This is a genomic window from Flavobacterium sangjuense, assembly GCF_004797125.1.
Classification (GTDB): Bacteria; Bacteroidota; Bacteroidia; order Flavobacteriales; family Flavobacteriaceae; genus Flavobacterium; species Flavobacterium sangjuense.
The window spans coordinates 376,300-402,053 of the sequence record NZ_CP038810.1; the positions used below are offsets into that span (position 1 = coordinate 376,300).

General features: G+C 35.1%; 20 protein-coding genes and 1 tRNA gene. 15 read left to right on the forward strand and 6 right to left on the reverse strand.

Annotated elements, in window-relative coordinates; all coding sequences use genetic code 11:
* Positions 1–16 precede the first annotated feature (16 nt).
* Genes infB through rimP form a run of 3 tightly spaced genes read right to left on the reverse strand, consistent with a single transcriptional unit; the run spans position 17 to position 4,534 of the window.
* Positions 17–2,779 (reverse strand): translation initiation factor IF-2, encoded by a 2,763-nt coding sequence (infB, locus tag GS03_RS01595; RefSeq protein WP_136150829.1) that lies wholly within the window; start codon positions 2,777–2,779, stop codon positions 17–19.
* Between the two features lie 38 nt (positions 2,780–2,817).
* Positions 2,818–4,059 carry a transcription termination factor NusA gene (nusA, locus tag GS03_RS01600; protein ID WP_136150830.1) on the reverse strand — a complete coding sequence of 414 codons (1,242 nt, stop codon included), beginning with the start codon at positions 4,057–4,059 and terminating at the stop codon, positions 2,818–2,820.
* Positions 4,060–4,066: 7 nt separating this feature from the next.
* Positions 4,067–4,534 carry a ribosome assembly cofactor RimP gene (gene rimP / locus GS03_RS01605; protein ID WP_136153037.1) on the reverse strand — a complete coding sequence of 156 codons (468 nt, stop codon included), beginning with the start codon at positions 4,532–4,534 and terminating at the stop codon, positions 4,067–4,069.
* 171 nt (positions 4,535–4,705) lie between these two features.
* On the opposite strand from rimP, the gene GS03_RS01610 reads away from it, so the two are divergent.
* Complete coding sequence (locus GS03_RS01610) at positions 4,706–5,530, forward strand: universal stress protein (RefSeq protein WP_136150831.1); 825 nt, start codon at positions 4,706–4,708, stop codon at positions 5,528–5,530.
* Positions 5,531–5,588: 58 nt separating this feature from the next.
* Here GS03_RS01610 and GS03_RS01615 read toward each other — a convergent pair.
* Positions 5,589–5,659: transfer RNA gene (locus GS03_RS01615), tRNA-Gln, on the reverse strand.
* 221 nt (positions 5,660–5,880) lie between these two features.
* On the opposite strand from GS03_RS01615, the gene GS03_RS01620 reads away from it, so the two are divergent.
* Entirely contained in the window at positions 5,881–9,159 is a 3,279-nt protein-coding gene (locus GS03_RS01620) for a glycosyltransferase family 117 protein (RefSeq protein WP_136150832.1), read from the forward strand.
* 71 nt (positions 9,160–9,230) lie between these two features.
* Positions 9,231–9,884, forward strand: coding sequence for a polysaccharide deacetylase family protein (locus tag GS03_RS01625; RefSeq protein ID WP_136150833.1), 654 nt, complete (start codon positions 9,231–9,233; stop codon positions 9,882–9,884).
* Here GS03_RS01625 and GS03_RS01630 read toward each other — a convergent pair.
* Both GS03_RS01630 and GS03_RS01635 read right to left on the reverse strand, forming a co-directional pair.
* Positions 9,881–10,177, reverse strand: coding sequence for a thioredoxin family protein (locus tag GS03_RS01630; protein ID WP_136150834.1), 297 nt, complete (start codon positions 10,175–10,177; stop codon positions 9,881–9,883). The genes GS03_RS01625 and GS03_RS01630 overlap by 4 nt on opposite strands.
* A 74-nt stretch (positions 10,178–10,251) precedes the next feature.
* Entirely contained in the window at positions 10,252–11,484 is a 1,233-nt protein-coding gene (locus GS03_RS01635; protein WP_136150835.1) for a metallophosphoesterase, read from the reverse strand.
* A gap of 242 nt (positions 11,485–11,726) precedes the next feature.
* On the opposite strand from GS03_RS01635, the gene polA reads away from it, so the two are divergent.
* The 12 genes from polA (at position 11,727) to GS03_RS01695 (ending at position 25,754) form a co-directional block, all read left to right on the forward strand.
* On the forward strand, positions 11,727–14,588 hold the full coding sequence (polA, locus tag GS03_RS01640; protein WP_168710316.1) for a DNA polymerase I: 2,862 nt from the start codon (positions 11,727–11,729) through the stop codon (positions 14,586–14,588).
* 111 nt (positions 14,589–14,699) lie between these two features.
* The gene (locus GS03_RS01645; protein ID WP_136150837.1) at positions 14,700–14,954 is read left to right on the forward strand and encodes an autorepressor SdpR family transcription factor; all 255 of its coding nucleotides are present in this window, start codon (positions 14,700–14,702) and stop codon (positions 14,952–14,954) included.
* Between the two features lie 2 nt (positions 14,955–14,956).
* Entirely contained in the window at positions 14,957–15,613 is a 657-nt protein-coding gene (locus GS03_RS01650) for an SdpI family protein (RefSeq protein WP_136150838.1), read from the forward strand.
* Between the two features lie 127 nt (positions 15,614–15,740).
* The gene (locus GS03_RS01655; RefSeq protein ID WP_136150839.1) at positions 15,741–16,643 is read left to right on the forward strand and encodes a nucleotidyltransferase domain-containing protein; all 903 of its coding nucleotides are present in this window, start codon (positions 15,741–15,743) and stop codon (positions 16,641–16,643) included.
* Positions 16,636–18,093 carry a B12-binding domain-containing radical SAM protein gene (locus GS03_RS01660; RefSeq protein ID WP_136150840.1) on the forward strand — a complete coding sequence of 486 codons (1,458 nt, stop codon included), beginning with the start codon at positions 16,636–16,638 and terminating at the stop codon, positions 18,091–18,093. The genes GS03_RS01655 and GS03_RS01660 overlap by 8 nt, the downstream gene beginning before the upstream one ends.
* Before the next feature lie 5 nt (positions 18,094–18,098).
* A complete protein-coding gene (locus GS03_RS01665; RefSeq protein ID WP_136150841.1) occupies positions 18,099–19,037 on the forward strand; it encodes a methyltransferase domain-containing protein in 939 nt (312 codons plus the stop codon).
* Between the two features lie 2 nt (positions 19,038–19,039).
* Complete coding sequence (locus GS03_RS01670) at positions 19,040–19,807, forward strand: class I SAM-dependent methyltransferase (protein ID WP_136150842.1); 768 nt, start codon at positions 19,040–19,042, stop codon at positions 19,805–19,807.
* Positions 19,804–21,174 (forward strand): B12-binding domain-containing radical SAM protein, encoded by a 1,371-nt coding sequence (locus GS03_RS01675; protein WP_136150843.1) that lies wholly within the window; start codon positions 19,804–19,806, stop codon positions 21,172–21,174. Before GS03_RS01670 ends, GS03_RS01675 begins: the two co-directional genes overlap by 4 nt.
* Positions 21,175–21,177: 3 nt before the next feature.
* Entirely contained in the window at positions 21,178–22,299 is a 1,122-nt protein-coding gene (locus GS03_RS01680; protein WP_136150844.1) for a hypothetical protein, read from the forward strand.
* A complete protein-coding gene (locus GS03_RS01685) occupies positions 22,292–23,038 on the forward strand; it encodes a glycosyltransferase family 2 protein (protein WP_136150845.1) in 747 nt (248 codons plus the stop codon). Before GS03_RS01680 ends, GS03_RS01685 begins: the two co-directional genes overlap by 8 nt.
* Positions 23,035–24,585, forward strand: coding sequence for a glycosyltransferase family 87 protein (locus GS03_RS01690; protein ID WP_136150846.1), 1,551 nt, complete (start codon positions 23,035–23,037; stop codon positions 24,583–24,585). Before GS03_RS01685 ends, GS03_RS01690 begins: the two co-directional genes overlap by 4 nt.
* Positions 24,582–25,754, forward strand: coding sequence for a polysaccharide biosynthesis protein (locus tag GS03_RS01695; protein ID WP_136150847.1), 1,173 nt, complete (start codon positions 24,582–24,584; stop codon positions 25,752–25,754). The genes GS03_RS01690 and GS03_RS01695 overlap by 4 nt, the downstream gene beginning before the upstream one ends.

Consider the following 25,754-nt stretch of genomic DNA (forward strand, 5'->3'; position numbering starts at 1 on the left):
TCGGGATTTTTATTTATTACTTCATCTTTTTCTTTACTTCCACTTCCTGGAAAGCTTCGATTAAATCAAGTTGTTCAATATCGTTGTAATTTTTAATCTGCATACCACAATCGTATCCTTTGGCAACTTCTTTTACATCGTCTTTAAAACGTTTCAGCGTAGCCAATTCACCTGTGAAGATAACAACGCCTTCACGGATAATTCTGATTTTAGAATTTCTGTAGATTTTACCATCGGTTACCATACATCCTGCAATAGTTCCCACTTTAGATACTTTGAAAATCTCTCTGATTTCTGCTGTACCGGTAACTTCTTCCTTCATTTCCGGAGAAAGCATTCCTTCCATCGCGTCTTTCAAATCGTTGATAGCATCGTAAATAATAGAATAACTTCTGATATCGATTTCTTCTTTTTGTGCTATCTGACGTGCATTTCCGGCAGGACGAACATTAAATCCAATAATGATAGCATCAGAAGCTGAAGCCAACATTACGTCAGTTTCGGTAATCGCACCAACACCTTTATGGATAATATTGATTTGGATTTCATCCGTAGACAATTTAGAGAACTCACTCGAAAGTGCTTCTACCGAACCATCCACGTCTCCTTTAAGGATAATGTTCAATTCTTTAAACTGACCTAATGCAATACGACGACCAATTTCCGCCAAGGTAATATGACGTTGTGTTCTAACCGATTGCTCACGCATTAATTGTAAACGTTTTGTTGCAATTTGTTTTGCTTCTCTTTCGTCTTCGAATACGTTGAATTTATCTCCGGCAGTTGACGCACCATCCAAACCTAAAATAGATATTGGCGTTGATGGTCCGGCCGTAGTAACACTATGTCCTCTTTCGTCATGCATGGCTTTCACTTTTCCGTGATTTTTTCCTGCCAATACATAATCTCCCACTTTCAAAGTTCCGGATTGTACCAATATCGTTGACACATAACCTCTTCCTTTGTCCAACTGTGCTTCCACAACAGTACCAACAGCAGGTTTATTAGGATTTGCTTTTAAGTCTAAAATTTCAGCTTCAAGCAATACTTTTTCTAACAATTCTTTTACGCCAGTTCCTTTTTTAGCAGAGATATCATGCGATTGGTATTTTCCACCCCAATCTTCTACTAATAAATTCATAGCGGCTAATTTCTCCTTAATCTTTTCAGGATTAGCGCCTTGTTTATCAATCTTGTTAATCGCAAATATCATCGGAACATTAGCAGCCTGCGCGTGGCTAATAGCTTCTTTGGTTTGTGGCATGATGTCATCATCCGCAGCCACCACAATGATAGCGATATCGGTAACCTGAGCTCCACGGGCACGCATCGCGGTAAACGCTTCGTGACCTGGTGTATCAAGGAAAGTGATTTTTTGTCCGCCTTCAAGCGTAACAGCATAAGCACCGATGTGCTGTGTAATTCCACCTGATTCTCCTGCGATTACATTTTCTTTACGGATATAATCCAGCAAGGAGGTTTTACCGTGATCCACGTGACCCATTACGGTTACGATTGGCGCACGAGATACTAAATCTTCTTCTTTATCTTCAATAATTTCTATCGAATCTTCGATATCTGTTGTGATAAATTCAACATCAAAACCAAACTCATCAGCAACGATTGATAAAGTTTCTGCATCCAATCTTTGGTTCATGGTTACCATGATTCCAAGTGACATACATGTTCCGATTACTTTTGTAATAGGCACATCCATCATGGTTGCAACTTCTCCAACAGTAACAAATTCTGTTACTTTGATAGTTTTGCTTCCTTCTTCAAGAGCCTGCATTTCGTCCTCACTTCTTTGACGGTGAGTGTCACGCTTGTCTCTTCTGTATTTTGCCGCTTTAGATTTGTTTCCTTTTCCTTGAAGACGCTCTAAAGTTTCTTTAATTTGGTTTTTAACTTCCTCTTCCGTTGGCTCTACTTTTTGAACTATCGCAGGACGATTTCCTTTTTGGAATCCACCGCCACCTGGTTTTGCTCCACCCGGTTTGTTTGGTCCAAAAGCATTTCCTCCGCCACCACCACCAACAACAGGTTTGCCTGGTTCTGGTTTGCCCGGAATTCTTTTTCTTTTATTCTTGTTTGCATTTGCATTTGCAGCTTGTTGGGCAGTTTGCCCAGGCGCAGCAGCAGCCGGTTTATTAGCATCTTTTTTAAACTCCTCTTTTTTCTTTTTGGGTTTATTAAATTGTGCTAAATCTATTTTTTGACCCGTTAATACCGGACCGGTAAGAGCTTGGTATTGTGTTGTATGCGTTTCGTCTACTGGTTCTTCAGCAACTGGCGCAGCTAATTTTTCTTCTTTCGGAGTAACAACTGGCGCTTCTTCTTTAACTTCTTTTTTCTCAACAACTGGTTTTGCTTCCTGAACCGGTTTTGCCGGTTGAACAGGAGCTGCTGGTGCTTTTGGTTCTAAATCGATTTTGCCAACTTGCTTTGGAGCAGTAATGGTTGCTTTCGCCTTAATCAACTCTTGTTGTTGCTGACGTTCTTCGTCTTGCTTGCGTTTGTCTTCGATTTCTTTTTCTCTTTCAATTCGAAGTGCTTCTTTTTCTTTTCTAATTTCTTCACTTACACCTTTTGAAGCTTCTTTATTCCCTTTGTCGCCGGCAAACTGTCCGCAAAGAATAGAATATACATCATCGGAAACTTTTGTGTTTGGGTTTGCCTCAATGACAATACCCTTATCCTTAAGATAATCCACAGCTCTTTCCAAAGAAATATTTAATTCCCTTAAAACTTTATTAATTCTAATATTTCCTTCAGACATAAAATTTTATTAATGTTAATCTATTTTGCGTTAAAAGACTAGTCCTGAAACTCTTCTTTCAATATTCTTATTACTTCTAAAATGGTTTCTTCTTCTAAATCGGTTCTTCTCACTAAATCGGCAACATCCTGATTCAAGATACTTCTTGCCGTATCCAATCCGATTTTTGCAAATTCGTCAATTACCCAACCATCGATTTCGTCTGAGAACTCTGTTAATTCAACATCATCTTCTTCAATAGCAGCACCTTCTCTGATTACGTCTAATTCGTAACCCGTTAAAAGTCCGGCCAATTTGATGTTGTGTCCTCCACGACCAATAGCTTTTGAAACTTCTTCTAATTTCAAGAAAACTTCCGCTCTTTTTTTCTCTTCGTCAATTTTAACTGAAGATACTTTTGCAGGGCTTAATGCTCTTGTGATATACAATTGCAAGTTGGTTGTATAGTTGATTACGTCGATATTTTCGTTTCCTAATTCGCGAACAATTCCGTGAATTCTTGAACCTTTCATACCAACACATGCTCCAACAGGATCAATTCTGTCATCATAAGAATCCACCGCTACTTTTGCTTTTTCACCCGGAATTCTCACTACGTTTTTAATCATAATCAAACCATCAAAAACTTCCGGAATTTCTTGCTCGAATAATTTTTCCAGGAATTTATCTGCCGTTCTCGACATGATAATTTGAGGTTTATTTCCTTTCAATTCAACGCTTTCAATGATTCCGCGAACGTTATCACCTTTACGGAAAAAGTCAGATGGAATTTGTTTTTCTTTTGGCAAAACAATTTCATTTCCTTCGTCATCAATCAAAATTACTACTCTTGGACGCACGTGATGTACTTCCGCAGTATAAATTTCGCCAATTAAATCTTTAAATTGTTTGTAAAGATTTGTGTTATCGTGCTCGTGAATTTTAGAAATCAAGTTTTGACGCAAAGCTAAGATAGCTCTTCTTCCCAAATCAATCAATTTTACTTCTTCGGAAACTTCTTCTCCGATTTCAAAATCGGCTTCAATTTTTCTTGCTTCTGTTAATGTAATTTCCTCATTTTCCAAATCCAAATCATCATCAGCAACGATAACTCTTCTTCTCCAGATTTCCATATCTCCTTTATCAGGATTGATGATAATATCAAAATTATCATCAGAACCGTATTTCTTTTTCAATGCGTTTCTAAATACATCTTCCAAAATCGCCATAAGCGTTACTCTGTCAATAAGCTTATCGTCTTTAAACTCTGAAAACGAATCGATTAATGCAATATTCTCCATGCCTAATTTAATTAAATATTATTGTAACAATTGCTTCTTTTATATCTGAATAAGGAATCTCGCGTTTGTGCTCAACCGTTTCTTTTCCTTTTCCAATTTTCTTTGGTTCTCTTGCCGTCCAGGAAAGCGTAATGCTTTCATCGGAAACCTGCTCTAATAACGCTTCTATAGTTTCGGTGGCGGTTTTTACTTTTAAAGTTCTTCCAATATTTTTTCGATATTGTCTAACCATTTTTAATGGTGTAGAAACTCCGGCCGAAGCTACTTCCAATGCGTAATCTTGTTCTTCACGGTCTAAATTATTATCGACTGCCCGACTTATATCGATACAATCCTGCAAATTTACACCATTATCTCCATCTAAAGTTACAATTACTTTGAATGTTTCGGTAACTGTCAAATCTACCAAAAACAAAGAAGGTTTTTCCTTTAATGCTTCTTCCAGTAAATCCGAAATTTTATCTTTAAATGCCATAGTTGTATAAAAAGAGGGAAGCATTGCTTCCCTCATTATTTAGTTTTGAATAGTAAATAACGGTGCAAATATAGTTATTTTTTTATAAACCAAAAATGATTGTCGAATCAAAAAAAAATAATACCTTTATTGTGTTAATTAATTTACAATCCAAAATTTACTTTTTATATCATGAAAAAAATCTTAGTACCTACGGACTTCTCAGATCACGCTTACTACGCCTTAAAAGTTGCTTCACAAATTGCTAAAAAAAATGGCGGTGAAATCATATTACTACATATGTTGGAAATACCTCATCAAGGTAGCGATGCTATTGGAACCGGTCACGATTTACCAGAAATAATGCTTTTTAAAAATGCTGCAATTAGCAGGCTCGAAGATTTGATGGATGATGAATGTTTAGACGGGTTAAAGGTTTCTGAAATTATTCAATTTGAATTGGCTTTCGAAGGAATACTTAAAGTTAGCGAAAAAAATGATATCGATTTAATTGTAATGGGTTCGCATGGAGCAAGTGGTTTTAAAGAAATGTTCATTGGATCTAACGCAGAGAAAGTAGTTCGTTATTCACCGGTACCTGTTTTAATCATTAAAAAAGATGTTGAAGAATTTAGTGTAGATAAATTTGTTTTTGCTTCTGACTTTACAGATGAAATAAAAAAACCTTTTGCCAAAGTAGTTGAGTTCGCTAACAAATTTGATGCAGAATTAGAATTGGCCATGATTAATACGCCAAGTACTTTTAAACCTACTCATGTTGCTAAAGAAATAATGAAGAATTTTGTTTCTAATTTTACTGTAAATAAATATACTATCAATATTTACAACGATGTGAATGTTGAAAACGGAATTTTACATTTCGCTGACCATATTAATGCAGATTTAATTGGAGTTAGCACGCACGGCAGAAAAGGACTTTCACACTTTTTTAATGGAAGTATTAGCGAAGATTTAGTAAATCATGCGTTACGCCCTGTAGTTACTTTCAAAATATAATTGCCATTTCTAAAGTTATAAAAACAAAAAAGCCTCTCAAATTGAGAGGCTTTTTCTGTTGGTCTACTAGGACTCGAACCTAGAAAGACTGCACCAAAAACAGTTGTGTTACCATTACACCATAGACCAGCTTTGCTTAACGCGAGTGCAAATTTAATACAAATTTTATTTTACACAAATAAATAACTATAAAAATAAAAACTAAACCTAAAATCAATCCAATATAAATCACAATAAACTTGATAGTAGTACGTTATCCTATTTGAGAAATTTTTGTTAAGGAGCGTTTCCTTGCGTTAAAAAAAATAGTTTCTTTGTACATTAAATAAAAACCTTCATTTCATATCTATATGATGAACTTTAACTTCAATAAGTGGAATACCATTTTAGGATGGACAACATTTACAATTGCCTTAATTACTTACTCGCTAACCGTTGAACCGACCATGAGCTTTTGGGATTGTGGTGAATATATCTCAACAGCCGCGAAATTAGAAGTTGGTCATCCACCCGGAGCACCATTGTTCCAAATTCTGGGAGCTTTCTTCGCCATGTTTGCCACAAGCAAAGAAACCGTTGCCCTGATGGTAAATATGTTGTCCGTGTTTTCAAGTGCATTTACTATTTTGTTTATGTTTTGGTCATCAACCATATTATTGCGAAAAATAGTTTCTCAATACACCGAAATTGATAAAAGCAAAGCAATTGTCATTTTGGGGAGTTCTTTGGTTGGTTCATTAGCCTTTACTTTTTCAGATAGTTTTTGGTCAAGTGCGGTTGAAGCCGAAGTATATGCTATGGCTTCATTATTTATCGCAATATTGTTTTGGCTTGGATTGCGATGGGAACAAGACATGCATACGCCAAGAGGCAATCGTTGGCTACTTTTAATTTCATTACTTGTCGGACTTTCATTTGGGGTTCACTTTATGGCATTATTGACCATTCCTGCTATTGGGTTTTTGTATTTCTTTAAAAATTTCAAAACCATCACCATCAAGAATTTCATCATTGCTAACATTATAATCGTTGCCATTTTATTATTCATTTTCAAATTGTTATTGCCTTACACTTTGGCTTTCTTTGGAAAAATGGAAATCTTTATGGTTAACAGTTTCGGATTGCCATTCAACTCAGGAACTATAATTGCACTGCTGTTGATTGTTGCGTTCTTCTATTTTGGATTAAAATACACCCGTGAAAAAGGGCATCCTTTTTATAATACAGGCTTATTATGCGTTCTTTTTGTATTAATCGGTTTTTCTGTTTGGATGATGTTGCCGATTCGTGCCAATGCCAATGTAGTTATCAATGAAAACAAACCTTCAGATGCTGCCGAAGTTTTAGCGTATTATAACAGAGAACAATATGGCGTGAACCCATTATTTTACGGGCCACAATACACCGATACTTTTGCGGGTTTAGATAAAGACGAACCTTATTTAGACAAAGCGCCCAACTATGAAAGAGATTATAAAACCGGAAAATATGTTATTGTAAACAATTACAAAAATGCCGAACAAAATAGTGATAATGCCCAAAAAGCAATTCTTCCGCGACTTTGGAGCACAGAACATATCGACAATTATATTCAGTTTACTGACGTTCCAAAAGTGGAGCTAAATCAAAATTACCCATACGAAGAAGACCTGTCTCAATATGGTGTTAACATCGACAGCTTAAGCGAAGAGCAAGTTGCCATGGCAGTTGGTCAGTTAAAAGACGAAATGAGCAAAACTATTGCTGAATTTAAATCGGCTTACGCTCAGAAAAAAATCGACAACGAAGATTATGTTTCGTTCCTGAAAAAATACAGCGACTATATAATTGTAGAAAAACCATCAACCTGGGACAATTTAAGTTTCATGGTTGAATACCAATTTGGTTATATGTATGGAAGGTATTTGCTTTGGAATTTTGTAGGAAGACAAAATGATATTCAGGGAAAATATGACAATCTTGATGGCAATTGGTTAAGTGGAATTAAGTTTATTGACGAAATTCATCTTGGCAAGGGAACACAGGAAAACCTACCTGATGATGTTAAAAATAATAAAGGCAGAAACGTGTATTACTTCTTGCCATTCTTAATTGGTTTGATAGGATTAATGTATCATGCCCAAAAAGATTTAAAGAGTTTTTATGTGCTGTTAGCCTTGTTTTTATTCACCAGCATCGCACTAAAAATATTCCTAAACGAAAGACCTTTTGAGCCTCGTGAACGCGATTATGCCTTGGTTGGTTCGTTCTATGTTTTTGCTATCTGGCTTGGCTTTGGAGTTTATGCTATTTATGAAATCATAGCCGAGAAATTAAAATCAAAATTAGTTGGGCCAATTGTAATTGGAGCCTGTCTTTTGGCGGCGCCAATTTTAATGGCATCTCAAAACTGGGATGATCATACGCGTGCTAAAAAATATACGGCTATTGCCATGGCAAAAAATTACCTCGAGTCTTGTGATCAAAACGCTATACTATATACTATTGGTGATAATGATACTTTCCCGCTTTGGTACGCTCAGGAAATCGAAGGTGTCAGAACCGATATTAAAATCGTGAATACGCAATTATTCATGACCGATTGGTATATTGACCAAATGAAATTCAAAACCTATAAATCGGATGGTTTACCAATATCATTCAAACACAGTGAGTATGTTGGAGATAAATTGGATTATGTTGCCCACATTCCGAAAACGGACGCACGCTGGGATATAAAAGCCTGGATTGATTTTATAAAAGATCCAAGATCTACGGTTGAAATGTCCAACGGACAGACAATTCATTATTATCCAACGGATAAAATCAGAATTCCAATTGACAAAAACAACATCATCAAAAACAAGGTAGTTAATCCGAAGTATTATGATTCCATCGTTCCTTACATCGACGTAGATATCAAAGGAACTGCTATGTATAAAAACCGTTTGATGGCTTTTGATGTGTTAGCTAATAACGATTGGAAGCGCCCAATATATTTTACCGGTGGAAGCTTTGGCGATGACGATTATCTTTGGATGAAAGACTATCTTCAATTGGATGGATTGGTTTATAAATTAGTTCCGATTAAAACACCTATCGACAAAGAAAATCCATACGACATGGGCAGTATTGACAGTGATAAAATGTATGATTTAGTTATGAAATGGAATTGGGGTAACGGAGACCTTACCACAATCTACCACGATCCTGAAACTCGTAAAAACAGCATTTCGTACAGAACCAACATGGCGCGATTAACGGAACAGTTAATTAACGAAGGTAAAACAGCCAAAGCCAAAAAAATAATCGATTTGGCTTTAACCAAAATGCCAATGGATTATTATGGTTATTATACGATGGTAGAACCATTTGCCGGTGGTTATTATGAACTTGGCGAAAAAGCAAAAGCCAGAGAATTATTAGAACGATTAATGACGAAATACAAACAAAATTTAACCTATTATTCCAATATTCAGCCGTCTATTCAAAACGGAATTGCCTCTGATATTATTACGGATATTGAACGTTACAGAAGTTTGTTACTGGTGATGAAAGAACGTGGTGATGTAGAATTTTACAACAAAAATAAACCTGTCTTTAATTCTTTCGTACAAAGATTTACCCGTTTCGGAAGGGATTTGGAATAATCTAAATTAAAAATTTGAAGATGTGTCAATTTGAAAATTTCTTATTGGCACATTTTTTTTATATTTAGCGTATGAGTTTCTGGGTAAAAACAAATTATTTTATCAAAAAGATTTTCCCGAATTATGTTTGGGACATTCCTAATCATGAAAACAAAGTATACCTGACTTTTGATGATGGTCCAACACCTGAAATTACCGAATGGACATTGGAACAGCTAAAAAAATACGATGCCAAAGCCACTTTCTTCTGCATCGGAAACAACATTGAAAAACATCCGAAAATTTTTCAAAAAATAATTCAGGAAGAACACGCAATTGGCAATCACACTTTTAATCACTTAAAAGGTTGGGAAACTGATACTGACGAGTATGTTGAAAATACGAAGAAGTGTTCCTTATTTATCAGAGATAAGGGAAAAGAGATAAGGGATAAGGGTGATGCTTTTGAGTTGTTTCGCCCTCCATATGGCAAAATCAAACCATCTCAATCAAAAGCTTTGCGTCGATTAGGTTACAAAATAATAATGTGGGATGTGTTGAGCTGTGATTTTGACCAAACCATTAGTCCGGAAGAATGCCTGGATAATGTTTTAAAAAATGTAGAAAGCGGAAGTATTATCGTTTTTCACGACAGTATAAAAGCGGAGCGAAACCTAAAATATGCTTTGCCTAAGACTTTAGTATTTCTAAAAGAAAAAGGATTTGTTTGTGCGAAAATTGATTAAAGCTGTTCCTGAACAAGTCCAATAATCGTGTTGGCATCCAGTTCTCCGGATTGTCTCCAAACCATTTGACCTTCTTTGTAAATCATCAGAGTTGGCAATCCTTTGATGCGAAGTGCATCGGCCAATTCCTGATTTTTATCTACATCAATTTTTATCACTTTTGCTCTATCACCAAGCGCAGCTGCTACATCTCTGATAACAGGATGCATAGAAACTGAAGATTCATTCCACTCTGTGTAAAAGTCGATTAACACAGGTACTTGAGCATTGATTAATTCTCCAAATTTTGACATAAAACCAAAATATTTTTAATTCTTTTTATAGCTTAAAAGAAATAGTAAAGCACAAATGTAGCATTTTTAACTAATTATGCTACTTTTTCCCCTTTTTTTAGTTCAAAAACAGTTATCTCGGGCATAATACCAACTCTTCCGGGATAAGCATGAAATCCAAAACCGCGATTTACATACACATATCTTCCAAATTCTTCATACAATCCTGCCCATTGTTTGTACATGTATTGCGCCAGACTCCATTTAAAAAAACCTGGGATTTCAATTCCAAACTGCATTCCGTGTGTGTGCCCCGAAAGTGTCAGCTGGATATTTTTTGGATGCTTTTTTATAATATACTCCCAATGACTTGGGTCGTGACTCATCAGGATTTTAAAATCTGTTGCTGTTAAATTTTCAGTTGCTTTGTTGATATCTCCATTTGAACCAAAATGCCTTCCCCAATTCTCTACGCCAACCAAGGCTATTTCATCATTCCCCTTTTTGATTTTTACATGCTCGTTCAGCATCAGTTTAAAATCAATCTGACGGTGCAAATCTTTTATCGCTACAAAATTATCTTCTTTTGCTTTTTCAGACTTCCAATCTAAATAAGCTCCGTAATCGTGGTTCCCCAAAATGGAAAATTTCCCGTGTTCGTATTTTTTTAATCCTTTAAAAATATCAATCCACGGATGCATTTCATCGGCTTTGGCATTTACTATATCTCCCGTAAACAATAGCAAATCGGATTCCTGCTCGTTGATTAAATCAATAGCATATCTTATTTTTTCTTCGTTATCAAAACTACCGCTATGAATATCCGAAATCTGAGTGACTTTAAAACCGTCAAAGGCTTCCGGTAAATCCGGGAAAAACAAGGTTTGTCGAATTACTTTGTAATTGTATTTTCCAATCGTCATTCCGTAAATCAAAGAAAGAAACGGAACCGCAGCCAATCCGAGTGCAACCTGACTGACAAACTTTCGCCTTTGGGGTAAAAAACTATCCGTATTGTGACCCATGAAATGAGTAACTGTTCCCATTAAAAAACGAAAAACATCTTCCAAAAGCATTACAAATGTCAACACTATTTTTGGAAGCAAAACCAAAAGCAACAATCCTAAAGTAATCAAAGTCGTCTTGGTTTGCCCAACACTTCTATCAAACTTTAGTAATTCATACGTAATAAATACTATGGCTGCGAGTGAAACTACCGCATAACCAATTAAAATCCATTTAGATTTAGTAACTGTTTTTATAACTTGAAAAGCATACAGCTCAACTATGGCGATGATTACGAAAAGAATTAAAAAGCGAAAACCCATTTTTAAATTTTTAACAAATTAACAAAGAATGTTGTTTTGAATTTTTGTTTTTGGATAAATTTTAACTATCGCATAAATAAAAAGAGCAATGGAAAATTCCGTCAGCTTTTCAATAAATAACAATTTGCTTTAACTACTTTTTTCCAAAAGTTTTTTTGTTGTTTTTTTTGCCAAAAAGTAAACTTCAAATTCCTATTTTTACAACTCGATCCGAATTTAGTTCGGATTCTAATCCTATTTAAATTATGTCACAAAAACGCCTTTTCCTTCTTGATGCTTACGCCTTAATTTTTCGTGGGTATTATGCTTTTATAAAAAATCCGCGTATCAATTCAAAAGGAATGGATACATCAGCCATTATGGGATTTATGAACGCCTTAATGGATGTCATCAAACGTGAAAAACCAGACCATTTAGCCGTTGCTTTTGATAAAGGCGGAAGCGATTATCGTTATGAAATGTACAAGGAATACAAAGCGCATCGTGATGAAACGCCGGAAGCTATCAAAATTGCCGTTCCGTATATTCAGGAATTGTTGAAAGCGATGCATATACCAATTATTGAAAAAGCAGGTTTTGAAGCCGATGATTTAATTGGAACCTTGGCCAAACAAGCCGAAAAAGAAAATTTTCTGGTGTTTATGGTCACGCCGGATAAGGATTTTGCGCAATTGGTTTCCGAAAATATTTTTATGTACAAGCCAGCTCGAATGGGTAACGACATCGAAATTTGGGGAATTCCTGAAGTCTTAGCCAAATTCGAAATTGATCATCCGGAGCAAGTAATTGATTTCCTCGGAATGATGGGCGATACTGCCGATAATATTCCGGGATTGCCCGGCGTTGGTGAAGTTACAGCGAAAAAGTTGCTAAAAGAATTTGGTTCGATGGAAAATCTTTTGGCGAATACCGATAAGCTGAAAGGCGCGATGAAAGACAAAATTGAAGCCAATGCCGAACTCGGAATTTTATCCAAAAAGTTAGCCCGAATTCTATTGGATTGTCCTGTGACTTTTGATGCTGCCGATTTTGAAGTATCCAAACCTGATGTAGAAAAAACAGATGCTTTGTTCATGGAATTAGAATTCCGTCAAATGAAAGCACAATTCGATAAATGGTTCGGAACCGGAAAAGAATTCGATGAAATTGAAACCAACGGGAACGAGACTGAGGTTGCTAACGGAACGCCGAAGCCAGCAAAAAAAGCCGCTCCTAAAAACGAAAACCAATTCGATTTGTTTGGTTTTTCAGATGATGACAGCGACGAACCAAAACCACATTCGTATTACGCTACACTCGAAACTACTGAGCATGTATACCAAATTGTTCAGGGTGAATTAGGCACAAAATTGTTTTTACAAAATCTGATGAACCAAACTTCGGTTTGCTTTGACACTGAAACGACCGGAATTGATGCTTTGAATGCCGAACTAGTTGGAATGTCATTTTCTTTTGAAAAAGGAAAAGCATTTTATGTCCCATTTCCGGAAAATCAGGACGAAGCTCAAGCTTTGGTAGAAAAATTCAAACCATTTTTTGAAAGTGAATCCATCGAAAAGATTGGGCAAAACGTCAAATACGATTTGAAAGTGTTGTCGAAATACGGAATTCATATCAAAGGAAAATTATTCGATACGATGATTGCGCATTATCTGATTAATCCGGATATGCGTCATAATATGGATGTTTTATCGGAAACGTATTTGAAATATTCGCCAAAATCGATTGAAACATTAATTGGCAAAAAAGGAAAAAACCAATTGTCAATGCGCGATGTACCGTTAGAAGACATTAAAGAATACGCTGCCGAAGATGCTGATATTACGCTACAATTAAAAGAAGTTTTTAGCCCGATTTTAGACAAAGCCGAAACCAAAAAACTGTTTGAAGAAATTGAAATTCCACTGATTCCGGTTCTTGCCGCAATGGAAATGGAAGGCATCAATTTGGATAAAGAGTATCTAAAGAAAATGTCGGTTGACATGCAAAAAGACATCAACGAATTTGAACAGAAAATCTACGAAACTGCCGGTGAAAAATTCAATTTAGCTTCACCTAAACAACTCGGAGAGATTCTATTCGACAAACTAAAAATCGGTGGTGCCAAACAAAAGAAAACCAAAACCGGTCAATATGCCACTGGCGAAGAAGTGTTGTCTTATTTAGCAAATGATAATCCGATTGTAAAAGACATATTGGAATGGCGTCAAATGGTAAAATTACAGAGTACTTATATTGAAGCATTGCCAACACAAGTCGATGCCAAAACCAATCGTGTTCACACTGATTATATGCAAACAGTTGCAGCAACAGGTCGTTTGAGTTCGAATAATCCAAACCTGCAAAACATTCCGATTCGTACCGAACGCGGAAGATTAATCAGAAAAGCATTTATTGCGCGAGACGAAAATTACACCTTACTTTCTGCCGATTATTCGCAGATAGAACTTCGGATTATCGCAGCCTTATCTGGCGAAGAAAATATGATTAAGGCATTCCAAAACAATGAAGATATTCATAAAAGTACAGCCGCAAAAGTCTTTAATGTTCCATTGGAAGAAGTTACCAAAGAGCAACGAAGCAATGCCAAAACGGTAAACTTCGGAATCATCTATGGTGTTTCTGCTTTTGGTTTGAGTAATCAAACTTCGTTATCCCGTTCTGAAAGCGCCGCTTTGATTGATGCCTATTACAAAACCTATCCAAAGCTAAAATCCTATATGTCGGAGCAAGTCGATTTTGCCCGTCAAAATGGTTATGTGCAAACCGTTTTAGGAAGACGCCGTTATCTAAAAGATATCAATTCGGCCAATGCCATTGTTCGTGGTGCTGCTGAACGAAATGCAGTGAACGCTCCGATTCAGGGTTCGGCTGCTGATATCATCAAAATCGCGATGATTAATATCTACAAAAAACTTAATTCCGAAAACTGGAAATCAAAAATGCTACTGCAGGTTCATGACGAACTTGTTTTTGATGTGCACCAATCGGAATTAGAAAAAATCCAGCCTATGATTAAACACGAAATGGAAAACGCTTTCAAAATGGCAGTTCCGTTAGATGTAGAACTTGGTTTAGGAAAAGATTGGCTGGAAGCACATTAGTAGTAAACAAACATTTTATTTTATCGTTTAGAGATAGTAGAAAATATTTTTCTGCAAAATGTTTGTTTGTTTAAAATAATATTTAGACATTTGTCTAAATATATAATTAATATGAACGATATCTTCAAAGCATTAAACGATGGAACCAGACGTGACATCCTTGAAATGCTCCGCAAACAGGAAATGACTGCGGGAGATATTGCCGACCAATTTAATATTTCAAAACCCAGTATTTCGCATCATTTGGACATTTTAAAACGTGCCGATTTGGTCACAAGCGAAAAAAAAGGACAATTTGTTGTCTATTCTTTAAACACAACCATCGTAGACGACATTATTAAATGGATTATAACCTTAAAAAAATAACCATGGAAAAAATTAAAAAAGAAATCCCGTTTATTGGTATTGCAGTATTACCTTTTCTTTATTTAGCGTACATCTGGAACCATTTGCCGGAAAAAGTGCCAATGCATTGGAATGCTTCAGGTGAAATTGATGATTATGGAAATAAAAGTGAATTATTTTTCGTCCTTCTCCTACTTGTTGGTCTTCCGTATCTTATCTTCTTGGTTATTCCACGTATAGATCCAAAACAAAAATTGCAAAACATGGGTAACAAATTAAACAATTTGCGTTTTATTCTCAGCCTGTTTATGTCGGCTCTTGCTATTTTTATTTTATATAGTGTGCAACAAAAAACCAGCAGTCCAGGATTAATAATTGTTATAATAGGTTTAATGATTGCTTTCTTAGGTAATTATTTCAAAACCATTAAACCCAATTATTTTATTGGAATAAAAACTCCTTGGACATTAGAAAATGAAGAAGTTTGGAAAAAAACTCATTTATTGGCAGGCAAAATGTGGTTTGTTGGTGGGCTAATAATGACACTAACTTTTGTAATGCCAGATCCATTTCAGGTATATACAGTTTTAGGCATTATTGCCATTATTTCAGTAATCCCAATGATATATTCCTATTTGGAATTTAAAAAGATTAAAAACCAGCAACAGCACACTTCGTAAGCCATTAATGAAATTAAAACCCTTGTTTTAAAATCCCTTTTAGGTAGACAAAGGGTAAACATAGCAACCAATCGAAATTTTGCATCAAAATTTTTATTACTTTTAAGATGTAAAAAATGCTATGACTTTGGAAACACTAAAGACCATTTTGTATTTTTCTATTTTTAGATATCCTCTTAAAATTGAAGAAATACATGGTTACACAAACTATGTAGATATCTCAGAAACAGAAAAAGAACTACAGCACTTGATAGATGAAAAAATTCTAATCAGGGTGGATGAATTTTATGTGTATGGAAGCGATTTGGATTCCGTTATCAAAAGACTAAGAGGAAACCTCCACGCTAAAAAAGCAATCGTAAAAGCGCAACAAAGAGCGAAATTGATTGCCAAATTTCCTTATGTTGAAGCGGTTGGGATTTCGGGTTCGTTGTCAAAAGAATATTATGATAACGAAAGTGATATTGACTTTTTTGTCATTACAAAACCAAATAAATTGTGGATTTGCAGAACCTTATTAATGCTTTACAAAAAGATATTCCTGCTCAACTCCCGAAAATATTTTTGCGTTAATTACTTCATCTCATCCAATCAAATGGAAATTCAAGAGAAAAATAGGTTTACTGCTACCGAATTAAAGACTTTGATTCCGATGCATGGCAAGACTATTTTCGAAGAATTTTATCAAAATAACAAATGGGTAAATGACTATTTTTCAAAGTTTGAACCTCAAATTGACACTATTACAAACACAAACAAACCGGGTTTTTCACGTTTAATTGAATTCGCTTTTGATACTAAAATTGGGACTATAACTGATGGTGTATTCAAAATGATTACTTTAAAAAAATGGAAGTCCAAATTTCATTACATGAATGAAGAAGATTTCAAAATCGCACTCAAAACAACCAAATCAGTTTCAAAACACCATCCATCAAACTTTCAAAAAAAAGTTATCTTATCTTTGAATACAAAACTTGAAGAAGTTCAGTCAAAGTATAATGTAGTTTTACAAAGAGAGCATGTCTAATATTCTTTTTTCGCATTCCTATTATTACAAACTTGACCCAAAACAATGGAAAAACAAAAACCCTTTTCCTCCTTTGGGAACTTTGTATGCGGCTTCTTTATTGCGAAAAAATGGTTTTGAAGTTTCCCTTTTTGACACCAATTTATTGGATTCACCAAAATCAATCCAACCTATTTTACACAAAACAAAACCGAATTATCTTGTAATTTTTGACGATGGGTTTAATTATCTGACCAAAATGTGCCTGACGAATATGCGTGAAGCCTGTTTTGAAATGATACGATATGGCAAAAACCACAATTGCACCGTTATTGTCTGCAGTTCAGATTCTACCGATCATTACAAAGAGTATATTGAAAAAGGCGCTGATTTTATTTTGCAGGGCGAAGGCGAAATCACACTTTTAGAGCTTCTAAAATCAATTGAAGAAAACAAGAACTTTGATGACCTACAAGGAATAGTTTTCCAAAAAAATGATGCTATTCAGGTCAATAAAAAAAGAGACGTTCAGCAAGTTTTAGATGAATTTCCTTTACCGGCTTGGGATTTGGTTGATATCGAAAGTTATCGCAAAATCTGGAAACAAAGCGGACAGGAATTCACATTAAATATTGCCACCACTCGCGGTTGTCCGTATAAATGTAACTGGTGCGCCAAACCCATTTATGGCAATCGTTACAACGCACATTCACCGGAATATATTGTTAGTGAAATTGCTTTTTTGAAAGCCAATTTTGGTGTGACACGTTTTTGGATGTGTGATGATATTTTTGGCTTAAAGCCAAATTGGGTTCAGGAATTCAACGCCAAATTAAAAGAACAAAATCTAAAAATAAGCTATTATATCCAAAGCCGCGTTGATTTATTATTGAAAGAAGATACCATTGATTGCCTGGCTGAATCCGGTTTGGAAGAAGTTTGGGTTGGTGCCGAAAGTGCTTCGCAGAAAATTCTGGATGCTATGGATAAAGGCACAACGGTTGAACAAATTTATCAGGCAACTGCTATTTTAAAATCTAAAAAAATCAGGGTTGCTTTCTTTTTGCAATTTGGTTATTTAGACGAAAATCAGGAAGACATTGCCAAAACCATTGCAATGGTTAAAGAGCTAATGCCGGATAATATTGGGATTTCTGTTTCCTATCCGTTGCCGGGAACCAAGTTTTACGATAAAGTCAAAGACGATTTAAAACTAAAATCGAATTGGACCGATTCTGACGATTTTGACATGATGTTTAACGGAACTTACAACTCCAATTACTACCGAAAACTACAACGCTTCGTTCATAAAGAATTCAGAAAACAACAAGGATTTCAGAATTTGAAACTGGCAATTTCGAATCCGTTAAATTTTTCTGTTGCTCACTTAAAATCCGTTGCCAAATTAGGTTATTACATTCCGAGTGCATTTTTTGATCGCTTTTTTTTAAAATTTCTAATGACTAAATAAATAGTATGAATTGGAAAATAAAGGCTGGATTGCAAAAACTACTGGCGCTGACAAAAATTGGCGACCGCTTGAATCATATTCCAGCTACACTTGACAAAAAATACCATTCAAATGTTGTTTTGTATCAAACCCATGAATGCATCAGACAATTCAGTTATAGTAATATTGATTTATCAAGCCCTAAAACCGCTCTGGAAATTGGGACGGGATATTCATTAATTTCTACAGTTGTTTTATCATTATTAGGTTTCCAAAAAATAATTACCGTTGACATCACTAATGATTTAAAATTTTCGACTTTTAAAAAACAAGTTCAACATCTTGAAAACCCGGAAAACTTAGAAAAAATTGTTGCCAAAAGTATTTTCCCCGTGGATGTTATTAAACATAAAATCAAACTGATTAAAGAGGCAAAATCATTCTCAGCGCTTTTTGATTTGTTAAATATAACTTATGTCGCTCCCTATACTTTTGAAGCCATTGAAAACGAATCGGCTGCATTTGATTATATAACTTCTTTGGTTGTGCTTGAACATGTTCCACCAAAAATTTTGGAAACCCTATTTGAAAAGACTAAGAAATGGCTGTCCAAAGATGGATTTTGCGTACACACCATAAATTTTATTGACCATTTTGCCAATCCGGGATTTTTTCAGGACAGAAGCATTTCTGAATTTAATTTTTTAAAATATTCCGATAGTTACTGGAATTCCTGGTCTGGGAATCCTATAGCATACACTAATAGACTTTCTTATCTGTTTTATTTAGAACTTTGTGATAAACACGAATTGAATGTTGTCGATTTTATTGGAGAAAATTATCGAGAAAGGAAAGATTTAGATTTGAATCTGATTCACAACGATATCCTGAGAAAATATCGAACATTACCTCAAAAAGAGGATTTGGTAAAATTTCAAAGAGGCACTTTAATTAGCAAGGCATAAATATGGAGAACCGTTTTGACAAAGCAGCACTCAATTATGACGCAACATTTACCAATTCTGAAATTGGGAAAATGCAACGAAACTTGGTGTACAATCAGCTTTCAAAACAGTTAGATTCAATTCAAAATGTTTTAGAAATCAATTGCGGAACTGGTGAAGATGCGATTTGGTTTGCCAAACAAAATTACAAAATTACAGCTACAGATATTTCGCCAAAAATGATTGAAGTCGCTAAAAGTAAAGCAAACCTCAACTTCAAAACGGCCGATATAAATTCAATTTCTTCCATTTTTGAAGGCGAAAAATTTGATTTGATTTTTTCCAATTTTGGTGGTTTGAATTGTTTGTCGAAATCGGAATTGGAAAAATTCTTTGCGAATAGCAATTCGATACTTTCTGAAAAAGGAAAATTGGCTTTGGTAATTATGCCGAAGCATACTCTTTGGGAGCAATTTTACTTTTTGGCGAAAGCCCAATTTTCATCAATATTCAGACGAAAAAAAGAATTCGTTTTAGCCGATGTCGATGGAGAAAAAGTACCAACATATTACTACAACCCAAAAGATATCGTAAATTTAGCAAAGCATTATTTTGAACTGGTTGACCAAAAACCAATTGGTTTTTTTGTACCGCCATCCTATTTGGAGTTATTTTTCAAAAACAAAAAAGGATTATTAGGGTTTTTAAATTCATTTGAAAATAGAATTAAAAACTGGTCTTTCCTGTCAAAATATGCCGATCATTACATCATAATATTGCAAAAAAGATGAGTTTGCTTTTTACACATGCCTATTATTTATCTGATGATCCAAAGGAGCAAAAGATAATGAAACCCTATCCACCGTTAGGGTTACTTTATGTTTCGGGCTATTTGAAAAGCAAAAATATTGCTAATGATGTTTTTGACACGACATTTTCTTCCCAAAAAGAACAACTCGATTTTATAGCTGAAAAAAATCCAAAAGTCATTTGCATTTACACCAATCTGATGACTAAAATTGAAGTCATCAAACTGATTAAAATTCTGAAAAGCGAAACTTTTGGTTTCCCAAAAATCATTCTTGGCGGACCGGATGTTACATACAATATTGCCAATTATTTAAAAGCCGGTGCTGATTTTTTAGTCATTGGCGAAGGCGAAGAAACCACGTTTGAATTGTATGATGCGATTATGGCAAATGCCGCTTTTCATCAGGTTGACGGCATCGCTTTTTTGGAAAACAATCAAATCATACAAACTACAGCGCGAACCAAATTCAAAGAACTGGATGAATTGCCGTTGCCAAATCGCGAAGCCATTAACATGCACAACTATTTGGAAACCTGGAAAACCAATCACGGACAAAGTTCGATGACAATTTCTACCCAGCGTGGTTGTCCTTATACCTGCAAATGGTGCAGCACGGCGGTTTATGGACAAAGTTATCGCCGTCGCCCTGCAAATCAAGTGGCGGAAGAAATGAAAATGCTGAAAGAACAATACAATCCTGATGCGCTTTGGTTTGTGGATGATGTTTTTACAGTAAGTCATAAATGGTTAATCGCTTTCAGAGACGAAGTGTTGAAACAGGATGCTGTGATTCCTTTTGAATGTATCACAAGAGCCGAACGGTTGAATGAAGAAATTCTGCAACTGCTAAAAGATATTGGTTGTTTCCGAATCTGGATTGGTGCCGAAAGCGGTTCACAAACCATCATTGATGCAATGGACAGACGTGTTGATGTAAATCAGGTGAAGAAAATAATTCAGGACACGAATGCTATGGGAATTGAAACAGGAACATTCATCATGCTTGGTTATCCGGGAGAAACCGAAGAAGACATTACAGAAACGATTCAGTATTTAAAAGATGCTAATCCGACTTTGTATACGATAACAGTGGCATATCCTATTAAAGGAACTTCATTATATGATGAAATTGAATCTAAAATTACAAGCCAGCCGGAATGGGAAACTTCCACCGACCGCGACATCGATTTTGAGCGAACGTATTCCCGAAAATATTACAAATATGCCGTGAGCAAAGTGGTGAATGAAGTCGAATTTCATAAAACCATTTCGAAAACGAGTTTAAAAGCTTTGAAGTTAAAAACCAAATCTATTTTAGCAACAGGGTTAATGAAATTAAACAAATAAATCATGAAAAAAATACTTTTGTTTTTCTTTTTCATATTGTCCGTTTCCTGTGAAAGAGATTCTTATTCTGATTTAATCGAAACCAAAACCACCATCAATCTCAAATGGAACAAAGCCTATTCTGATGACACGATTGACAAATCTTTAATCGGTTTGAAATGGGCACTTTCTTATGTTGGCGCTACCTTACCAAGCTCTAACAGCGGATTTTCAAATACTGAAACTACGATTACAATTAATATTAAAAAATTAGGTTTTACCGAAATCGCACAACAAAATCTTTTAAGATTAGCAGAAAAAATAAAAGCCTCTCCCGAGTATCAAACCAATAATGCTGTTGATTTAGGAAGATTTGTCACGCAGCTGATTGGCGCTTCCGAGCATTATTACAAAATCATTGGAACGCCAAAAACACTTACGGAAGTTATGAATCAATACACGCTTTTACCTCAAAAAGGCTATGTTAACAATTCGGGCGTTTCATTGGAACACCGCATCATTCAGTTTTCGGAGCAAAATGGTTTCAATCAAGTGTTTCTTTCCGAAGAAGTTGATCCGGTTACGGGTGAGATTTATGAATACGAAACCATCGAATTACTGCCAAATGGTCAATTGCGGTTTGGTATTTTTGACATTGAAGGCAACCGAAAAAACAATGCTGATTCATCTCATTCTAACGCCGGAAAACCAGCCAAATGTATGTGGTGCCATGAGTCAACCATTCAGCCGTTATTTTATCCGAACAATGATTATGCAGGATTTTTGAGCGCTGCCGATTTGGGAACTACATTATTGGGTTACCGGGAAAGCCATCGGAACCAAAAATTAGCCTTAACCAATGGTGTTGATTTTTCACAAACTCAACAACACACCTTAACCGAGTTACTCTATATTTCATTTATGGAACCATCGGCAGAACGGTTGAGTTTAGAATGGAATTTATCCATAGTACAAGTTCAAAATTTGCTTTCCGGATTGCCAACGCATGTATATGCTGAATTTCCGTTTTTGGGAACTTTATACAATCGGGAAGATGTCGAAACTTTAGCGCCTTTTCAGGGATTATCCGTTTCGAGTCATGTTAGAGAAGAATCAACTATAGAGGTAAACCATTTAAATGATTAACAACAAAAAAATAATCGTTGTACTTCCTGCTTACAACGCCGGGAAAACACTTCAAAAAACCTTTGAAGAAATTCCGTTTGACGTTGTTGATGATTTGATTTTGACTGATGATTTTAGTAATGACGAAACGATAGAAGTTGCGAAAAAAATCGGCATCAAAAACATCATTGCCCATGATAAAAACAAAGGCTATGGCGCGAATCAGAAATCGTGTTACCAAAAAGCGTTTGAACTCAATGCCGATATTATCGTAATGCTTCATCCGGATTATCAATATACACCAAAGCTAATTCCGGCGATGTGCTCGTTGGTTGCAAACGATTTGTACGATGTTGTTTTGGGTTCCCGAATTTTAAGTAAAGGAGCGCTGAAAGGCGGAATGCCTTTGTATAAATACATTTCGAATAGGATTTTGACTTTCATTCAGAATGTTTTGATGAATCAAAAACTATCCGAATATCATACGGGTTATCGCTGTTTCGATGCGCAATTGTTACAGAAAATTGACTTCGAAAACAACTCGGATGATTTTGTTTTTGACAATGAAATCATTGCACAATGTTGCTTTTTGAATGCAAAAATTGGTGAGATATCCTGCCCGGCAAATTATTTTGAAGAAGCTAGTTCTATTAATTTTAGTAGAAGTATAACCTATGGCTTAGGCGTTTTGAGAGTTTCTATTTCATATTTTTTACAGAAAATTAAATTGGGTTCGTTTCCTGTTTTTAAGAATTTATGAAAAATGTCATTCTGAAATATTATCCTTTGCTTCCTTTGCTTTTGCTTTGTGTTTTCTATGGATATAAATCTTTGGAATTTCCAATTCACGATTTTAGCAATTATTACTTTGGCGGAAAGTTTTTGGCTGAAGGACATTTCACTTCCGATATTTATTTTCCATACGAATTCAACAAAGCCATTTCTGATTTAGGACATCACAATATTTTTGCGAGTTATGCTCCGAACACACCATTTTTGGCATTCTTTTTTTCGCCTTTGTCCTTTATTTATGTCGAAGCTGCGAAACTGTTTTTCAATTGTATTTCGATAAGTTTGTTTGTATTTAGCATTTACAGATTGTTTTCGCATTATAAAATAAATCTGAAATATGCGTTGCTGATTCCAGTCTTATTTTTGGTTCCGATAAAAAACAATTTGCTGTTTGGGCAAGTTTATTTCTTATTGTTTTTCCTGTTGACAGAAGGTTGGTTTTCGTATGAAAAAAAGCGTTGGAAATCGATGGCATTCTTTTGGAGTTTGGCAGTTTTACTCAAGGTCTTTCCCGTATTGCTTATTGTTCTTTTTGTGTTTAAAAAACAATGGAAAGCCTTACTCTATTTAGCGGGTTCCTGTATTTTACTTTTTGGAATTTCTTTACTCTTTACTGGAACTGATATTTGGATTTTTTATCTCAAAGAAGTTTTGCCAAAAGCTTCCAACGGAGAGATTGCTACGGCTTTTGTGCCCAATTATCAGTCGGTTTTTATGTTCCTGAAAGAACTTTTGGTGTTCGATGCTACGGATAATCAGTACTCCAGTTTTAATTATCCTGTTTTATTTTCTGCTCTGATGCTGGCTTTCAAAATAGGAATTTTAGGTATTGGTTATTTTATTTCCAAAAAAACTTCAAATGCGTTATTTGCTTTTTCCTATTGGATTTTGGCAATGATTTTACTTTCGCCATACGGAAGTACTTATACAATTATTTTGCTGATATTCCCTTTTCTGGCTTTGCTAAAAAGCGAGATTTCAAATGTCAAAAAAATTATCCTATTTATCGTCTTGTTTTTAATAAGCAATCTTTCTTTATCATTTTTTATTGAGAAAGCGTTTCCTTTTTCATATCCAAGATTGTTCTTGTTGTTGCTGCTGTTTGCCTTGTTTTTGTTCGAATTTCAGCAAAAAATCAATTGGAAAATTGTGGTTGCCTGTTCTTTACTTCCAATGATTTTAGTGTTGATTTTCAAAAAGAATAACGTTGTTAAATCGACTATACTGCTTAAAGACGGACCAATATTAGTATATGATTACGAAATCGAAAACAAACAGCTAACCGGTTATTTTTGGGATGGACAAGATAAGGTAGTATTATGGAACACTCCTATTCAAAATGTTGAATCGCTGAGTTTGAAAAACAATCAGGTTTTTTACCGTAACCAACAGCTTACGTTTGACAAAAGCCATAAGTTGAAACCAATGTTAATTGACAATAAAACAGTGTTATATCTTTCAGATTATGGTAGAGGCATTGGGTTTTATACCTTAAGAAAAATGGAATTGAAATGAATCTAAAAAAGACATTCGACAGGATAAAACTTGTTTTGATCAACATCCTCAAGCAAGTATTGGGTCAGGTGCTAACCCTGATTCTGTCGGTCATTATATTCAAATGGGATTCAAAAGAATTATGGGGCGAATTTGCCGCCTATTTTATTTATGTCAATATCCTAATTACAATCATCAGCTGGGGAAATAAGGAATTCTTGATTCGGGAATTCAGTAAAGCGCCAAACAAAATAATAGAGAATTTCTATCTGGTTTTTAATTCGCGCTTGCCGCTATTAGTCCTTGCCGTTGTAGCGGCTTTGTTTGTTTTCCCAATCAGCTGTTTCTGGTTTTTTGCCCTTTGGATAATCAGCGTTTATATTTCACAATCACTTGAAGTTTTTTGGATTTACAAAAGAGATTATGCCAAATCAATTCTCCTGGAAATACTGTCGTTTTCAGGGCTGGTTTTGTTGCTTTTTTATAATAAAATAAATAGTGACAAGCTTATCGAATATTATTCCTATTACCAATTGATGCGTGCTATTTTATATATCATTCTTTATGCTTCGGAATTAAAAAAACTTCATTTTGCCATAGACAAAAAATATTTTGTCACTGCTGTTTCCTTCTTTTTGCTGGGTTTGGTTGGATTTCTTCAATCGCGAATGGATTTTGTAATAATCACTTTTTTCGAATCTGATCAGAACGTAGCGGTTTACCAAATCATCACCACTTTTTTCATATTGATTCATGCTTTGGGAACCTTTTTAATTTTTCCTTATATGAAGAACATCTATCGATTGCAAAAGAGTTCAGTGAGTGTTTTTCAACGGTTTATTGCTGTCATCTCGCCTTTGGTAGTGTGCTTCTGTTTGGCGGTTTTGTTTTTGATTATGCATTATGTTTATAACATTAGCCTTGATTACCATTACTATTTATTGGGGTTTTTAATCACTTTCCCACCCTATTTATACACGGTCAAAATATTGATTTTATATAAAGAAAACAAGCAGGGTTTTATTCTAAAGACCGGAATTATAGCCATCGTAATTAACAGTTTAGCTTCTATTCTTTTGCTTTATCTTGGTTATGGATTAAAAGGTGCTTTGATGGGTTCGGCTATTGCTCATCTATTTACAGCCTATCAATATCTCACCCATTTTTCAACTCAAACTCAAAAAGCATAA

Coding starts and splice junctions, on each gene's coding strand:
- infB (WP_136150829.1), bottom strand. CDS start 2,779: ATGTCTGAAGGAAATATTAGAATTAATAAAGTTTTAAGGGAATTAAAT.
- nusA (WP_136150830.1), bottom strand. CDS start 4,059: ATGGAGAATATTGCATTAATCGATTCGTTTTCAGAGTTTAAAGACGAT.
- rimP (WP_136153037.1), bottom strand. CDS start 4,534: ATGGCATTTAAAGATAAAATTTCGGATTTACTGGAAGAAGCATTAAAG.
- GS03_RS01610 (WP_136150831.1), top strand. CDS start 4,706: ATGAAAAAAATCTTAGTACCTACGGACTTCTCAGATCACGCTTACTAC.
- GS03_RS01620 (WP_136150832.1), top strand. CDS start 5,881: ATGATGAACTTTAACTTCAATAAGTGGAATACCATTTTAGGATGGACA.
- GS03_RS01625 (WP_136150833.1), top strand. CDS start 9,231: ATGAGTTTCTGGGTAAAAACAAATTATTTTATCAAAAAGATTTTCCCG.
- GS03_RS01630 (WP_136150834.1), bottom strand. CDS start 10,177: ATGTCAAAATTTGGAGAATTAATCAATGCTCAAGTACCTGTGTTAATC.
- GS03_RS01635 (WP_136150835.1), bottom strand. CDS start 11,484: ATGGGTTTTCGCTTTTTAATTCTTTTCGTAATCATCGCCATAGTTGAG.
- GS03_RS01645 (WP_136150837.1), top strand. CDS start 14,700: ATGAACGATATCTTCAAAGCATTAAACGATGGAACCAGACGTGACATC.
- GS03_RS01650 (WP_136150838.1), top strand. CDS start 14,957: ATGGAAAAAATTAAAAAAGAAATCCCGTTTATTGGTATTGCAGTATTA.
- GS03_RS01660 (WP_136150840.1), top strand. CDS start 16,636: ATGTCTAATATTCTTTTTTCGCATTCCTATTATTACAAACTTGACCCA.
- GS03_RS01665 (WP_136150841.1), top strand. CDS start 18,099: ATGAATTGGAAAATAAAGGCTGGATTGCAAAAACTACTGGCGCTGACA.
- GS03_RS01670 (WP_136150842.1), top strand. CDS start 19,040: ATGGAGAACCGTTTTGACAAAGCAGCACTCAATTATGACGCAACATTT.
- GS03_RS01675 (WP_136150843.1), top strand. CDS start 19,804: ATGAGTTTGCTTTTTACACATGCCTATTATTTATCTGATGATCCAAAG.
- GS03_RS01680 (WP_136150844.1), top strand. CDS start 21,178: ATGAAAAAAATACTTTTGTTTTTCTTTTTCATATTGTCCGTTTCCTGT.
- GS03_RS01685 (WP_136150845.1), top strand. CDS start 22,292: ATGATTAACAACAAAAAAATAATCGTTGTACTTCCTGCTTACAACGCC.
- GS03_RS01690 (WP_136150846.1), top strand. CDS start 23,035: ATGAAAAATGTCATTCTGAAATATTATCCTTTGCTTCCTTTGCTTTTG.
- GS03_RS01695 (WP_136150847.1), top strand. CDS start 24,582: ATGAATCTAAAAAAGACATTCGACAGGATAAAACTTGTTTTGATCAAC.